18 protein-coding genes are annotated in these 13,784 nt (G+C 40.4%); 15 read left to right on the forward strand and 3 right to left on the reverse strand.

The window, feature by feature from the left end; genetic code table 11:
* Positions 1–149 precede the first annotated feature (149 nt).
* The gene (locus MHO82_RS20985; protein ID WP_239187462.1) at positions 150–749 is read right to left on the reverse strand and encodes a helix-turn-helix domain-containing protein; all 600 of its coding nucleotides are present in this window, start codon (positions 747–749) and stop codon (positions 150–152) included.
* 186 nt (positions 750–935) lie between these two features.
* Between MHO82_RS20985 and MHO82_RS20990 the strand changes: the two genes are divergently transcribed.
* The 14 genes from MHO82_RS20990 to MHO82_RS21055 all read left to right on the forward strand — a co-directional run bounded on the left by MHO82_RS20990 (position 936) and on the right by MHO82_RS21055 (position 11,776).
* Complete coding sequence (locus MHO82_RS20990; protein ID WP_239187465.1) at positions 936–1,136, forward strand: Rha family transcriptional regulator; 201 nt, start codon at positions 936–938, stop codon at positions 1,134–1,136.
* Positions 1,133–1,279, forward strand: a complete 147-nt coding sequence (locus MHO82_RS20995; RefSeq protein ID WP_239187468.1) for a hypothetical protein — start codon at positions 1,133–1,135, stop codon at positions 1,277–1,279. The genes MHO82_RS20990 and MHO82_RS20995 overlap by 4 nt, the downstream gene beginning before the upstream one ends.
* A gap of 9 nt (positions 1,280–1,288) precedes the next feature.
* The gene (locus tag MHO82_RS21000; protein ID WP_239187471.1) at positions 1,289–1,828 is read left to right on the forward strand and encodes a phage regulatory CII family protein; all 540 of its coding nucleotides are present in this window, start codon (positions 1,289–1,291) and stop codon (positions 1,826–1,828) included.
* Between the two features lie 9 nt (positions 1,829–1,837).
* Positions 1,838–2,170, forward strand: coding sequence for a hypothetical protein (locus tag MHO82_RS21005; RefSeq protein ID WP_239187474.1), 333 nt, complete (start codon positions 1,838–1,840; stop codon positions 2,168–2,170).
* Positions 2,171–2,237: 67 nt separating this feature from the next.
* Positions 2,238–2,792, forward strand: coding sequence for a hypothetical protein (locus MHO82_RS21010; protein ID WP_239187477.1), 555 nt, complete (start codon positions 2,238–2,240; stop codon positions 2,790–2,792).
* Positions 2,789–2,998, forward strand: coding sequence for a hypothetical protein (locus MHO82_RS21015; protein ID WP_239187480.1), 210 nt, complete (start codon positions 2,789–2,791; stop codon positions 2,996–2,998). The genes MHO82_RS21010 and MHO82_RS21015 overlap by 4 nt, the downstream gene beginning before the upstream one ends.
* On the forward strand, positions 2,998–3,225 hold the full coding sequence (locus MHO82_RS21020) for a hypothetical protein (RefSeq protein WP_239187483.1): 228 nt from the start codon (positions 2,998–3,000) through the stop codon (positions 3,223–3,225). The genes MHO82_RS21015 and MHO82_RS21020 overlap by 1 nt, the downstream gene beginning before the upstream one ends.
* A gap of 47 nt (positions 3,226–3,272) precedes the next feature.
* Entirely contained in the window at positions 3,273–5,816 is a 2,544-nt protein-coding gene (locus MHO82_RS21025; protein WP_239187486.1) for a replication endonuclease, read from the forward strand.
* A 266-nt stretch (positions 5,817–6,082) separates the two neighbouring features.
* Positions 6,083–7,243: a hypothetical protein gene (locus tag MHO82_RS21030; protein WP_239187489.1), complete on the forward strand. Its 1,161-nt coding sequence runs from the start codon at positions 6,083–6,085 to the stop codon at positions 7,241–7,243.
* A gap of 130 nt (positions 7,244–7,373) precedes the next feature.
* On the forward strand, positions 7,374–8,324 hold the full coding sequence (locus tag MHO82_RS21035) for a hypothetical protein (RefSeq protein ID WP_239187492.1): 951 nt from the start codon (positions 7,374–7,376) through the stop codon (positions 8,322–8,324).
* A gap of 539 nt (positions 8,325–8,863) precedes the next feature.
* Complete coding sequence (locus MHO82_RS21040) at positions 8,864–9,322, forward strand: hypothetical protein (protein WP_239187494.1); 459 nt, start codon at positions 8,864–8,866, stop codon at positions 9,320–9,322.
* Positions 9,323–9,410: 88 nt separating this feature from the next.
* Positions 9,411–10,124, forward strand: a complete 714-nt coding sequence (locus tag MHO82_RS21045; RefSeq protein WP_239187496.1) for a hypothetical protein — start codon at positions 9,411–9,413, stop codon at positions 10,122–10,124.
* Between the two features lie 450 nt (positions 10,125–10,574).
* Entirely contained in the window at positions 10,575–11,255 is a 681-nt protein-coding gene (locus tag MHO82_RS21050; protein ID WP_239187498.1) for a Rha family transcriptional regulator, read from the forward strand.
* Positions 11,256–11,341: 86 nt separating this feature from the next.
* On the forward strand, positions 11,342–11,776 hold the full coding sequence (locus MHO82_RS21055) for a thermonuclease family protein (protein WP_239187500.1): 435 nt from the start codon (positions 11,342–11,344) through the stop codon (positions 11,774–11,776).
* A 186-nt stretch (positions 11,777–11,962) separates the two neighbouring features.
* Here the strand turns inward: MHO82_RS21055 and MHO82_RS21060 are convergent, their stop codons facing one another.
* Entirely contained in the window at positions 11,963–12,295 is a 333-nt protein-coding gene (locus tag MHO82_RS21060; protein ID WP_239187502.1) for a helix-turn-helix transcriptional regulator, read from the reverse strand.
* 236 nt (positions 12,296–12,531) lie between these two features.
* On the opposite strand from MHO82_RS21060, the gene MHO82_RS21065 reads away from it, so the two are divergent.
* Complete coding sequence (locus MHO82_RS21065) at positions 12,532–12,756, forward strand: hypothetical protein (RefSeq protein ID WP_239187504.1); 225 nt, start codon at positions 12,532–12,534, stop codon at positions 12,754–12,756.
* Here the strand turns inward: MHO82_RS21065 and MHO82_RS25895 are convergent.
* Positions 12,698–13,147: an ogr/Delta-like zinc finger family protein gene (locus MHO82_RS25895; RefSeq protein ID WP_343299976.1), complete on the reverse strand. Its 450-nt coding sequence runs from the start codon at positions 13,145–13,147 to the stop codon at positions 12,698–12,700. The genes MHO82_RS21065 and MHO82_RS25895 overlap by 59 nt on opposite strands.
* Between the last annotated feature and the right edge of the window lie 637 nt (positions 13,148–13,784).

The following is a 13,784-nucleotide window of genomic DNA, read 5'->3' on the forward strand; positions in this document are numbered from 1 at the left end:
TTTGTGAGCCATGACGAATACACAGCATGTTTCTTTTACTTTCCAGCGCTTCGGCCTACTTCAGCTAACTCTTTTACGCCTTCCATTCCGTAGAACACGATAAAAGCCCCCATGGCGGCAAGTATTAAAAAACGAAGTATTGGGCTCATTTATTTCTTTTTCATTTCCATCGCCACGCGGCCAAGTACTTTTATGTCGTCTACTTTTGCTTCGATACAAGAGTCGCCAATATTTATAGATAGCTTTTGCCCAGGTAAACGCTGAATGAAGTTAATTGATAGCTGCCCGTCTATATCAATTAAATAACTACCAGATGAAGGGTTGTTCGATTCTTTGTTGAGGTAATAAATACCAGCGTCATCCTCCACAACTAATGTGTATGACGGCTCTAACCCAAAGTCTTCTAATGTCGATAAATCTATTGTGCGTTGCTTGCTTTCGATGAGAGAACCATCAATAAGTTTGAAGGTTGCTAATGCGGCTGCTGGCTCTGATTGTTGATCGAAAGGTTCTCCTTCGCCTAAAGCCATGTAGCGGACGGAAGCACCTGTAGCTAGGTGCTCTCTAACTATTAGCTCAAAGCCTGTTCGGTTATGAGTATGCCAAGTAAGTAAGGTCGATTTTGGGATTCCAAAATAATCAGCAAGAATATTGTAGTTAGTGCTCCCTGTGACTTCTTTTAGCTTTTCAGTGAAGTTTTTGCCGCCTAAATAGTCAAATGGAGGCACTTTTGCTGGGATTTTGCCCATTGCTTAATGTCCTATAAAAATTTGATTGCTGTCTCATATTCGATCTAGGATGAGCTCGATAACAATTTATGTTTTAATTGAGCTTGAAAAGGTCGCAAATAAGATCAACAATATCTTATATTCAATTGATGCTGCCATCTTCTACCAATAAGCATCAACAAATCTCAAACAACTAGGATATCACTTATGGCATCTCTTCAAATAGCGGTTAATGCACCTTTTTGTACTAAAAAAGAGTTTATTAGAATGACTGGCTGGTCTTCATCTTCATTAGATCGTGCCATCGCTGCTGGCGACATACCCATTCTAGAAAAGAAGGGCGAACGCGGTAGCGTCCTGATTAATCTTGTTAAAGTCTTCCAGCGTTGTGCGGAGCAAGAAGTATGAGCCGCGCTATCCCACCTAAAACTAACCCCGCTTTACGCAGTAGCAAAAGCGGGGATTGGGAAGAAAAGCACCCTGAAAAATGCCCAGTTTGGTTAAACCTTATTGGCTGGTTATTCGTTCTCGTACCTTTCTTCTTTATTTGAGTATTAGTTATGGACGCAAATAACTCAATGTGCGGATTCTGTGAGCTCAAACAAAAGTCATTTGACGAAGCATGCTACGCGTTTGCGAGAACTGAGAACATGGAAGGGATTGCCCGAGTTCTGAATATGCCACCGGGCATGCTGCGTAACAAGCTGAACCCAGAGCAACCTCACGTGTTAAAGCCCGTCGAGCTTATTGCTGTTTCTAAGGTCAGCGGCAATTACACGTTACTTAATTGCCTTTTGTTTGAGCTTAATGTTGTTACTGCTCCGATTGAGAACTCGGATGAAGCCGAAACAATCTTGAGCCGCCTTTTAAAACATAACGTGAACGCTGGGGAAATTTCAGCATGGGCATTGGAGCACGGCAATACCCCACGCTTTTCGCGTACCAGCAAACACTCCCTGATTAAAAAAGCGCAAGAGGGCATTAGTAACCTTGTGCTGCTTATTAACGATGTCGAAAACCGCACTTCTGGCGCTTCCCCAATTTTGAGTATGGGCGTGGATTTAATTGCCAACGGTGCACCGATTCCCGGTTTCGCTTAAGGAGAAATGATGAGCCAGTTAGCTAGAAAACAGGAACAAGCGCCAGTACCTAATGCGCTAGAAAGCATTGCGGCGTGTAAGTCTCTTTTCACAGGTGAAGCGACCCGTTGCAAGTTAGAAAAAATGTTCAATGAACTGCCAGATAAAAGCCGTGGTTTGGTGCTTATCGCAGGTGGTTTACCAGCCCGAGATTATCAGCGTTCGTTCGATTCGTTTGATGATTTAGAGCTTCACAAAATCCGACGCGGAATGATGTATCTGAAAGAGATGATTGTTGGATTTGATAACACCCTCGGCGATGTTCGTCGCCTTAAGCATTACCAATTCAGTAGTACCCATTAAAACCTAGCCAACTTTGCCCCTGTTTCTTGGGGGCTTTTTTTTTCGTCTTAGCGTAGGAGCATAGAAGATGAGTGAATTAGAGCAAGCGGCAGAAATGCGTGAAGAAGCACGCCAGTTATTAAAACAATCAAACTCAAATTTAGAACAGTCAAAACGCTTTTCTGATTTGGCACTAACAAACCAACGCCGAATGTTATTTGCAATGAGTTCATTATTGCCGAAGCCAGTAGTAATGAACTTCGAGTTGTCCTCAGGTGATGATGTTCATCAGGCAGAACAAGTCGCTGATGCCGCAGAGGAGTTAAGGGCGCAGATGAAGAATAGGGAGGTGTTCGACATCGTTCATGCGATTAATGTGCTGGCAATGGCTAATACGGATGTGCTTCATGTCATGGTTCAATTTAGTGGGCACGTTAATACTATCGGTGTTAGAGCATACCCAAGCAGTACCAAGTATGAGGACGACACTCCACGCCAAACTCTTTTAGATGCTGACCTCTCTTTAGATTTCTTAAATGATGAAGAAATACTTTCTGAACTTCTTGCCATCGAAAGCCAATTAACTGAGCTGATCATCGAAGCCCGTGAAGCCGCCGAAACAGAAGAGGAGGTGGAGGCATGAACAATCTAAATCTCAATGAAGTAGCAACATTGATTGAATTATTACGTGACCGTTTAGAAGAAGCTTGCGATTGCATTGAAGCTGGATACGAGATTGTTCGTTCTTCTGGCCACTCCATTTCAGATTCCCAAATGACAGTGGAAGGTGGCCGTATGTTTATCGAAGAAGCGAATGAGTACTTAAATACGATTAAGGAAATCAAGTAATGGAATACGCAGCGATCATACTTGGGGCCGATGGCGGGATTGTTCGCCATAAAGACACGCAAGAAGTGTTGAATATGTTAGTCGGCGATTTTGATTCGATGGAAGACGCCATTGAAGGAGCTTGCGCAACGTTAGAGTGCAAGCATTTACACAAGGGAGTACTCAGTAAAGGAAAAGATCAAGGCGGTTATATGTTGGTAACAACGCAAGAGTTGGGGGAGGTATGAAATTAAATAGACAAGACATTAGATGCACTGAAGCATAAGTAATTATTGTGAACGTTCAGTCTTACTATCAAGCAGTAAAACCTCCTAAATTTCTATGGCAAGCCCCGTTAACTGAAGTTGACGAGGCTTGTTTTGCTGCACGCCGATACCACGACATTATTGAGCCTGATGGCCTTAGTGTTTTGGAACGTAAGCTTTTTGATGCGAACCCAGATGATTTTACCTGGACCAAAGCAAAAATTGACGTTCTGCCTGAATATTTGACTAAGTATTTTGTGACTCGTTACATCTCGGCTTTTGAAAAGAAAGGCCGTTATGTGGCGAATACTTTTTTGCGTGAACAAGCAGGCCCAGCCATTGAACGCGCACGATTAGTTTTACGTAAATATAAAAAGCTTCCTACTACTCAAAAGGTGGTTTCGCTAAGTGAAGAACATTGCGACACTGAGCAAAGCGACTTTACACACCAAGCCCAAACCAATTCGAAAGTTAATCAAATTTGTTTCGACTTCGACAAAGCTGAAGAAAACGCAAAGCCAGTAAAAAACCGTACTTTGGCCGAGTTAGAACAAGATGAGCTAAAGGAAATGGCGTTTAAGCTTTCTTCCATCATCATTAGCTACCAAGCAATGCTTACCTCAACCATTGAGTGTGATACTGAAGAAGGCAAAAGCATGGCTGCACTGATGGTTTACAGGCAGTGCGTTGAGCTTATCGAAAATTTTGGGATTAAAGCGCCAAGTGCAGGTAAAAAGCTCAATGCAGATAACATTTTTCCGTTCATATCTAAAATTCGCTGTGAGAAATGGTGGCTTGGCCGTTTAGTGACGGCTAGAAAAATCATGCGTGAGCACTTGGCCATTGCGATGGGGCAGGTCTCTTCTAAAGCGTCGCCGTATGCCTCTTGGGATTGTGTTCGAGAGCATAAAGAACAGCAAAACAGAAACTGGGAATACATTAAACAATGTGAGCTCTTTGATGAGGAAACGGAAGAAACGACAGAGTTAGAGGACATGGTTTTAAAAAGCGTGTCTAACCCTGCTATTCGTCGTCATGAGTTGATGGCCCGTTGTCGGGGTTGTGAAAACATTGGTAATGAATTGGGTTTACAAGGCCTGTTCTTAACGTTAACCACACCCTCTAAATATCACAACTCATACAAGAAAGGCGGCTTCATTGGCCACTGGAATGGGGCAAGCCCACGTGATGCACAAGCGTACCTTAATAATGTATGGCAGAGAATCCGCGCTAAGTTAGGCCGCGATGAAATTCGTTGGTTTGGTGTTCGTGTAGCTGAACCACATCATGATGGCACACCACATTGGCATTTATTGTTGTGGGTTAAGCCTGAAGAGGTGGGCCAAGTGCGTGATATTTTCATTTCTTATGCCACAAAAGAAGACCGAGATGAGCTGCTTTTATCTTTTGATCGCAATGATAAGCGCGCAGAGAAAAAGCAACATTTCCAAGGCCCGCTGAATTATCGCCCGCGTTGTGATTTTGGTTTCATCGATCCAGAAATTGGTTCAGCAACGGGCTACATTGCGAAATACATTTCTAAGAATATCGACGGCTTTGCGATGGACGATGAAGTGTCTGATGAAACAGGCAAGTCAGTGAAAGATATGGCGAAGAATGTGAGTGCTTGGAAAAGCCGTTGGAACATTCGCCAATTTCAATTCTTTGGTGGCGCGCCGGTTACCACTTACCGCGAACTGCGCCGTTTTGCTAACCAGAACAAAAAAGCCTTTATGGAATATTTGTTTATGCAAAGCCGTGTCGATTTACTCACCATTTATTCTATGTTGAACCGTGATTTGGTTGGTCCCATCAAACCAAGTAAGTTGATCACTAATGCGGAGTTAATGAAGGTAATTGGTGAGAGCTACGAATCGCGTATCGATACCAAACACGCCAGCATCTTAGGGACGATGAAAGCCGCTGACCATGGTAACTGGCAAGGCTACGTTATGGGGCAGGGGGGGCCTTTTGTTAAGCGTGATGATTTGCTGATCACAAATGTATATGAAGAGCTTCCTTTTGCTTCTTCGCATGGCGAGACGGTTCGCAAACTTGAAGGTTTTAAAACGCCCGAGTCGGTTGTGAAAACTCGCACTAAGGTTTGGACGATTAAGAAGAAATCAGAAAATAACGACGAAGCTGAAGCGGGGGCTCTTGCTCTTTCTGGAGCCTCTGGCTCCTCTCGGAGTTCTGTCAATAACTGTACGGAGCCTCGTGAAGTTAACGTTGGTGATCAGTTATCTAGGTTATTAACACCGGATGAAATATTAGGAAGTAACCCGCCCAATATTGATGGATTTGCCTTATCAGAATTGATGAAAGGCAGTTCAGTTCGAATAGATGACGATACTCGTATCAAAATCAGACCCCCAGAACTCGATGAAGATGGAAGTATACGGCCAGCGCAGCTCGTTGAAGTTAAGCGTGAGCTTGATGGCAACCTACGTTGGATGGATTTTGAAAGTTGGGACGAGGTTTTTACCCAATCAGAGACTGATGAATACCAACAACCAGACCTTTCGTTTTTCCCTGAGTTGGCAGGGAACCAACATACCAATACAAGGTGTTGATGAAGCTGCGAAAGTAGCAGGCGTAGTGTATTGGCAGGCTATGACAAGAATAGACAGAGCTTTTTTACAGGGTTTTGTTCTATTTTTGATGTGTATCGTTTAAACCCCTCCTATTTGTATGTACAATTCATAGCACATCTATGGCTGCATATGTTGTCTTGATCTGCGCTCGGTATATATGGTTCAAATCCGTATATCTCCCCAAATCACAGAGATATACGGAACTCGGCCATATAGTTTATGTTATGTTTTTAAGGAAAGTTCATATGTCGCGTGCAGTAACTGCTGACCACGTATTATTTGATGAGTGTATAAGTGCTTTTCGTAGTGATGGCGAAATAAGGTCTCACTTGGATGAAGGAAAAAGTATTTCTTATTTGCTAACACCTTTTGAACTTCCAATACCATGGGACTTTAAAGTCTGCAATGTCGAAACATCAGTGAAAGTTATGTTGCCTGGAGCATGTTCTGCATTTGTTTGTAAGGTAAATAACCCTGATCGAGTCGGGCCTCACAATAGTCATTTGTTCGGTATTGCTTTATCAGCAATAATTTCGTTTTCTACATTAAAATTGTGTAAATCGACGCGAGATGATTACTTATGCAATCGAGATCAATTATCTGAATCTGATTATAGTGAATTAGCTCTATACCACCCAGTACTAACAGCTGGACCGGGAGCTAACCATACTAGAATATCTGAAACTAAGCTGCTTGAAATGCACAGTGACCTTCAGAAGTTGATTTCAAAGTTACTTAGCGTTGATCAGAAAATGTACCTCTTAGTTATGCAAAGTATAAGAATGGTTCATTTATCTTTATTAGTAAAAAGAGATGACTTTGGTTTAGCATATTTACTTGTTGTGTCTGCGATTGAAGTAGTAGCACAGCATGCAATAAAACGAAGTAAAGTTAAAAAGAAGCACCCACAAGAAAATGAATGGAAGAAACGAGCTAAAGATGATTTGATGTTTAAAGAACTATTTGAATCATATTTAGAATCAAGAGGAAATAATCAATATTTAAGAGATAGGTTTGTACTGTTCCTTGAAACATATGCACCTGTTAAAGATTGGGCAAGTTATGTTGATCACCCAATGAGTGATCTTGCTGATAGTATTAGAAGTATTAACCCGGAACACAATGTTGATAATTTAATTAGTAAAGGCCGGTTTGAGAAATACCCAGAAGATTTAACATCGGAAGAAATAAGTTCAATTATATCTGATGCATATGTGCACAGGTCGTGTTTCATACATCGTGGTGAACAACCTCCTCATAACGACCCTAATCCATCATATCATCGATTTTTCCAAGATTATCGTTCTTATGATGGCTTTAAAATCGAGGAAAAGTTATTGCCTAATTATGAGCTTCTTGTTGGTTTAGCTAAGCACTCGATTATTAATTGGCTTAATACGAAATAAAAAACTTAACAAAGCAATCAAGGTGATGCTTTACACTCGCGGTTTTGGTATGGGGTTCAGTGGGGGCACACCTTATTGCAGACGTTAGCATCCCATCCAACAGAATAGAATACAAAATTATAGGTAGTAAATGGATAATCGAGACACGGTTAAAGAATTTATTGGCGGAGATTCAATAACATTTAAAACGCAACTCACGCCAGAACAGCATAGTATGATGAGGGAGTGGTCACTAAGTATCCCAACTTTGTTTATGCTCGATATTTGTGTTGTAAGTGCAACTAAACTCAATAGCGTTCAACTCCAGAGGAATCCACGAAAGGCAAAACTCGTTAACTATCTTCGTGAGTTAGACAGACCTAATAATTGCTTTTCATATCTTTTTGCGTTGTTGGAGAAGGTCAGCGACTCTCGTGGGGTTGATACAGACGAAGAATTAGAGGAGAAGATACTATCTGACCTAGCTTCTATAAGAAAGTTTTTCAATAAAGCTCGCATATATGAATCTGATGAGTTTGTTTTGGGGTTCCTTAAGGAACTACGAGGTAACCCTATTGAAGAAAAACGTTCTGATTACTTAGATTTTTTAAGAGTTTTAAACGATCAGTTCAAGCTCTGTAACCCGGTATCAAATAAACAACGATTAAAGGTAGCTGAAGAAATAATAGAACAAGCCGATCAATTCGATTTCAGTAGACAGCATCCTGTAGTGACTATTGGACTCGCATGTCTTTATGGTAATCCAGCGGCTAAAAAATTGATGAAATTCAGAGCGGACCCTAATAAATTTGATGCTGAGAACGTTTTAGCAGATATTATGCTAATAACTAGGTTTGCTGGTATTAAGCTTGAGGTTGAGCAGTTAGGTCGTGAAGGGAGAAGCGGGTATATTAGGTCGTTATTTATTACGGATGACAATGGGCTTATTGATATAATTAAATGTTTCACTCCTAAAGTTGTAAAACATATAAATAAGAATGATGGTCGAGAAACTCACACAACAATGACCGTTCAATTGAAAGACCTTCTCACAGATATACAAATAGAAGATTATGACAATTTAATTAACTTGTTAGAATAGTGTTGGAATGATAAAAATTTGCTTAAGAGGGATTCACAACGCATGGCATCATTGATTCATTCTGGTGCTGTTTTCATTCCACATACATCATTTCTGGGTATAGATTTAGACTCAAATCAGCCTTTCTTGTGACGATAGTTGCTTTTAACTTGTGAAGTTGGGCAGGAGGTTGCCCAACCTTATACTGATGAATATCAACAATCAGACCTTTCGTTCTTCCCTGAGTTGGAAAGGGAAGGACATGCCAATATTGCTATTAGTAATAGATCTGTAGTTTATATATAGTGATGATTTCTTCTTGTGCGTACTCGCTTATTCACACCTATTATTTGAATGTCCAATTAACTATGCGCCCATGACTTGGTTTGAGTTTTGTATATATGGTTTAAATCCGTATATCTTTTGACATCGCAGATATATACGGATCTCAGCCATATAGTTAATGTTATGTTTTAGTATCAGCCTCTTCGCTCACCAAGTCTGAACAGTAGATTTGAGAGAAACAGACCAATCCCCATATACAAAGGAGTCATTGCGACATGGAACCAGTCACTCAAGTAGAATGCACCGTAGTCATACCATATAGCTACCTTAATCTGATTGTACCGTTTGCCACTATCATCGCCGCAATCATAGGTGGTTGGTGGGTCGCTAAAATCAACAAGGCCAATTCTATTCGGACTGCAAAATATGACTTTCTCAGTTCCGTTTTGGTTTGTTTCGAGGGGGTATATCCGGCTAGGGCTGGGAGCAATCAAGAAATTTTCACCGTCCTAAGAAGCGCTTACCCCAAGCTCAATGTTGCCGTTCATAGATTTAGGTTTTATGTCCCTGCTAGCAGTATTACCAGCTATGACGATTCGTGGAATGAATACGAACAGTGGTATCAGAACAACAACGAACAAAGCATAACGGTTCATGCGTTTTATGGCGAAGGTGCCAGCCCTTATAAAAAACTTTGTGAGCATATCAAGACCTTGTTAAACCATGCAACATAACAAAACAATCAAGGTGATGCATTTTACTCGGCATTTTTTAGTGTGTAGTCCGGTTCGCTTTGCTGGTTCAACGGGGAACATTGGCGTTATGCTCAAAGTAACTGACATAAGAAAGAAGATGTTTAAAGGATTAAAGAGGTTAATACACTTCCTCTCTGTTTCGAAATTGAAAGAACCACATCCTTTAATTAGTTGGATATCTTTTTTTATTGGGATAATAGCATTTTGTATATCTATTTATTCGGTAATTCCTATTTTAAATGATGGAAGTATAAAACCGATAAAACAATATAAAAAGTCGGAGGAAATGGTTGAATTCGTCTTTGAAAATGGAAGGTACAGAGAAATAATGTCCATTCTTGGTAAAATAGAAATTGCCATAAAATATGATAAGGCCTTGCCTACTAATCTACCGGAAGAATTCTATGATTTTGAATGGTCGTGGGTATATGATAGAGGCTTTGAAATTGCCGAGATTTATAAAGAGGTAATGTATTGTGTAAAAACAGCAGTGTGTGATACCGATCATTTTCTTCCTTCTGGTTCAGACACTCTAATCGATTATACATTATGTGATTTAGTAAAGGGGGACTTTGACACTGTGCGATATTTGGCTAATTATTTTGTTCCTCCTCATGAAGAAAAGCAGCCAATCATGTTTGAACATACAAAAGGAGCTGCTCCTTGGATCGCTTTCGAAAAAATGTGCCAAAGAAAGCCGCAAGATTATTCATTTTATGATAATGAGTTTGAACAACTACGAAGTGAATACTGGAAAATAAAGAAGAGTGAATCCAAGTAGCATAATAAACGACCATAGTGTCAATAATTAACTGAATCTGTATATTTTCAGGTGCTGTGTGAATCCAACTCATAGCACCTTTATTGTCTGGCACTTAATCAAAGCTCATCAATGCACATCATGCTCTTTATTTCTTTATTGACGAGTATAGCCTTCATCCGCTAATCTACCCTTGCACTGGCAAAATCCAGTGCCGGGATTAGGACCCCGTTTTGATTTCCAAGGCGCATAGACGCCAGCTTTTTGCTGGTTTTTTTATGTGTGGCCTTAACGCATCTATACATAGACGTTTCGTATAAGAACCGTACTATCTAAATTATGGTGGGCTGGGCAAGGCAGCTTTATGCTGGCCGTATCCTTGGAAGCGGTAGTCCTAACCTTGCTCAGTTCACCACCCAAAGATTAGGACCTTTGTGTGGTGATTAATGCAATCATTCCAAGGAGGTCATTATGACCAATCAAATCACTATAACTTTAGACTCTTCTGATCTTGTATTTGAACACTCTGGCGAACTTGTCACTACATCTAAATTAGTTTCTCAAGCGTTTGGAAGACGACACAACGATGTTTGCCGAAGCATTAATAAACTAGATTGCTCGGAAGACTTTAGGTGTGCGAACTATTTCGCACACCCCAAAAAGAATGAGCAAAACGGTGAGTCTTACACTTTATGGGAGATGACCAAAGACGGCTTTATGTTCTTAGTAATGGGCTTTAATGGAAAGAAAGCAGCTGCCATAAAAGAGGCGTACATAAATGCTTTCAATCAAATGGCCAGCAAACTTCTCTCTAACTTACCGACCTTTCCTCCTTACTCTACTCCCCAGTTTCCAAATCAACGCTACCCTAATTTCTACGATTCCGGTTGGATTCCTGCTTTATATCGACGCAGCCAATCTGAAAGTCATTGGACTTATCACATAAAATTCAATGTAAGACCAAAAGGTGGAAAATTTTCAGCCACGTTTGAGCTTGGAATCGGTGGGAAAGATGCAGAGCAGCCTCAATTTTCATCGAGCGGAGCCCAGTTCGTAGACAGTAACTTCTATTTGGAGTATCGAGACTTAGATGAACTTTGGGAATACATTGAAAAAGTGCTCAGAAAATACGGGGCGAATTGTCCTTTTTAGTCACTCAATGATGGCCATTCATATAAAGCCCAGAAATTGAAGTGATAACATGGCGTCACTTAAAATAAAATGGAGATGGAATTTCTATGTATAGATTAATGCTTATATTGCTTATTTCAGGTAGTGCTAATGCGGCAAGTATTAAAGATAAAAACCATGGAACACTGACTGTGTCAGAGGTTACATCTATTTATGATGGTGATACGTTTCGAGCCAATATAAAAGATGTCCATTCACTGATTGGTGAGCGTATTGGGATCAGGGTTTCCGGTGTTGATACACCAGAAATTCGTGGAAAGTGTAAAAAAGAAAAGGCACTTGCTCAAAAAGCCAAGCAGCTAACAGTTAACTTCTTACGCTCAGCTAAGAAGGTGGAGCTTAAGAACGTTAAGCGTGGTAAATATTTTCGGATTGTCGCTGATGTTTATGCAGATAATGAAAGTTTGACGGAGGCCTTAATTGACTCTGGCTTAGCTGTCGCATATGACGGCGGTACTAAGGTAAAAAATTGGTGTGAGTAATAATAAAAGATAAATACTTATATGCAATGTAGTCTTTCACAAGAGGCCAGCCTGACCAGGTTGGCCTTTTTTATTTCCAACCAGACACTAAACTTCGTGAAGAATACATTCACGGTCATATTGTTATATTTCAAAAAATTGCTTTTTAACGGGTTGCGCGTTTAGCAACTTGTCATAACGTAGATATCAAGTTCGATGATTTTCTAGTTCTTGGTGAATGGATGCGATTAACTCTATCAAGTTGCTGCGGATATTAGCGGGAAGAGATTGAAGCAGGTTATGTTGTGATTCTCTCATTGCTTCATGGAGTGCTATGTGTGAGAAGGGAATGTTGAGGGCTTTGCAGAGTAACCGTATTTGGCAAATGTCGATTGGCCGACTGCCTTGCTCTAAACGTTGAATCATTCTGTATTCGATCCCTGTTAGGTGAGCGATTACTTTCTGTGTTTTACGTTGTCTTAATCGTTCTTGTATTAAAAACAACACGATAGGGTCTATTTCTTTCTTTTGGCCTGGCATAAAACTCCGTTAGAACACACCAAATATGGCGGGTTCATTACATAGGTATGCCAACTATGGTTAGTAAAATTGTGAGTTTGAAGCGTGTCACAACACCACTGCATTAGAGTTATTAGAGTTCGCCGTGGCTAGATAAATCAATCGCCTTTTCAGTATAGGCGAGAAACATAAGAAATAAATTTGTTACCTTAAAAATACTGTATTAATATACAGTAAAACGTCAGTTAGGAGGCTAAATGTCTGAACTACATCAGAAAGCAGAAGATTTTGTTTTGTGTGCGATGGCAGATGATACATGTGGCGATAGTGTGGAAAATCACGAGATTGGAGTTTTTGTTTTGTCGTTAATCCATAGCCATAAAAAAGGACAGCTAAGTGCTGCCCCTGTTGATGAACTCAATATTAAAACAATGCCAGTTGTTGTTTTAAGTCGTCGCGCTTGTCAGGAGTTAGAACTTTAATTAGGCATGTGGCCAAATCATTGGTATCCATTGATGATGGACTGAGTGTGTGACTGAAGTACAACGACATAACAAATTGATGCTCACACTCATGGTTTTTGCATTCACAATATAAATCAGCACAATCATTAGACAGGCGGTTAGTTTTCGTAATAATCGCCCGTTCTCCACAACCACAAAAGATACGACTACCCGCCAATATTGGCTTACTTGCCGCCCCCATACCTAAATGAATTTTAGATGGCTTTAAAGAATGCTTATAAGCAAGGCCACTGATAAAAGAGTGGCCACATCTTGGGTTTGTGCATGAGCATGCTAACTCTGATTCATGATCATTAGAGTAGCTGTGGCTTATTGCTGCTCGCTCTCCGCATTTACATAAAACTCGCATAAATCCCCTGATTATTCCTTGGCTGACGAGGAAATAATACGTTAATGGCTGTGTTTATGTACAGTTGGTTTTATGCTTAGTGTATGAAGTTATTGTCTATCTGTTATCAAATCTTAGACTCGGTGGAGTGTTTTCGTTTAACCAATCTATATCAGCGGATGTTACTGGGGTAGAGATACCAGCAGATACCCATGTTTTTATGAATGTGCCACTGGATATATCCCGGTTGATCTCAACATCTAAAAAACGGTCATGAGCATGGTTGCAGGTTATAGGAAATAGGTTACTTGGAAGTCCAATGCCTCCCAAGCTGTTATTAAGAAGGTGTCCCTTAATATGGGCAGATTGATAATCATTCATAGAAACATTTTTAAGAGTAGGCAGTACCGATGTGTGCGGACGTTTACAGTTAGTCATATATCTTCCTTGTATGAGATGTTTACTTCCTGAATTTAATGTAGGTGTTTTATTTTTATTGTAAATGAGTGAGCAAGGCTATTGTGATATTGATTGAGTATTGGTGGGCTCAAAGTCCATTACGGAAAGTACACGCGCGCGACGGAAAACGCACTCCTCCTCCCCACCTGCGACGTTTACGATCTAAAATTTTCGCAATTTTATTTCAGCGAAATTAAGC

The sequence above is a fragment of the Vibrio sp. Of7-15 genome (genome assembly GCF_022347565.1).
Lineage (GTDB): Bacteria > Pseudomonadota > Gammaproteobacteria > Enterobacterales > Vibrionaceae > NORP241.

Coding starts and splice junctions, on each gene's coding strand:
- MHO82_RS20985 (WP_239187462.1), bottom strand. CDS start 749: ATGGGCAAAATCCCAGCAAAAGTGCCTCCATTTGACTATTTAGGCGGC.
- MHO82_RS20990 (WP_239187465.1), top strand. CDS start 936: ATGGCATCTCTTCAAATAGCGGTTAATGCACCTTTTTGTACTAAAAAA.
- MHO82_RS20995 (WP_239187468.1), top strand. CDS start 1,133: ATGAGCCGCGCTATCCCACCTAAAACTAACCCCGCTTTACGCAGTAGC.
- MHO82_RS21000 (WP_239187471.1), top strand. CDS start 1,289: ATGGACGCAAATAACTCAATGTGCGGATTCTGTGAGCTCAAACAAAAG.
- MHO82_RS21005 (WP_239187474.1), top strand. CDS start 1,838: ATGAGCCAGTTAGCTAGAAAACAGGAACAAGCGCCAGTACCTAATGCG.
- MHO82_RS21010 (WP_239187477.1), top strand. CDS start 2,238: ATGAGTGAATTAGAGCAAGCGGCAGAAATGCGTGAAGAAGCACGCCAG.
- MHO82_RS21015 (WP_239187480.1), top strand. CDS start 2,789: ATGAACAATCTAAATCTCAATGAAGTAGCAACATTGATTGAATTATTA.
- MHO82_RS21020 (WP_239187483.1), top strand. CDS start 2,998: ATGGAATACGCAGCGATCATACTTGGGGCCGATGGCGGGATTGTTCGC.
- MHO82_RS21030 (WP_239187489.1), top strand. CDS start 6,083: ATGTCGCGTGCAGTAACTGCTGACCACGTATTATTTGATGAGTGTATA.
- MHO82_RS21035 (WP_239187492.1), top strand. CDS start 7,374: ATGGATAATCGAGACACGGTTAAAGAATTTATTGGCGGAGATTCAATA.
- MHO82_RS21040 (WP_239187494.1), top strand. CDS start 8,864: ATGGAACCAGTCACTCAAGTAGAATGCACCGTAGTCATACCATATAGC.
- MHO82_RS21045 (WP_239187496.1), top strand. CDS start 9,411: ATGCTCAAAGTAACTGACATAAGAAAGAAGATGTTTAAAGGATTAAAG.
- MHO82_RS21050 (WP_239187498.1), top strand. CDS start 10,575: ATGACCAATCAAATCACTATAACTTTAGACTCTTCTGATCTTGTATTT.
- MHO82_RS21055 (WP_239187500.1), top strand. CDS start 11,342: ATGTATAGATTAATGCTTATATTGCTTATTTCAGGTAGTGCTAATGCG.
- MHO82_RS21060 (WP_239187502.1), bottom strand. CDS start 12,295: ATGCCAGGCCAAAAGAAAGAAATAGACCCTATCGTGTTGTTTTTAATA.
- MHO82_RS21065 (WP_239187504.1), top strand. CDS start 12,532: ATGTCTGAACTACATCAGAAAGCAGAAGATTTTGTTTTGTGTGCGATG.
- MHO82_RS25895 (WP_343299976.1), bottom strand. CDS start 13,147: ATGCGAGTTTTATGTAAATGCGGAGAGCGAGCAGCAATAAGCCACAGC.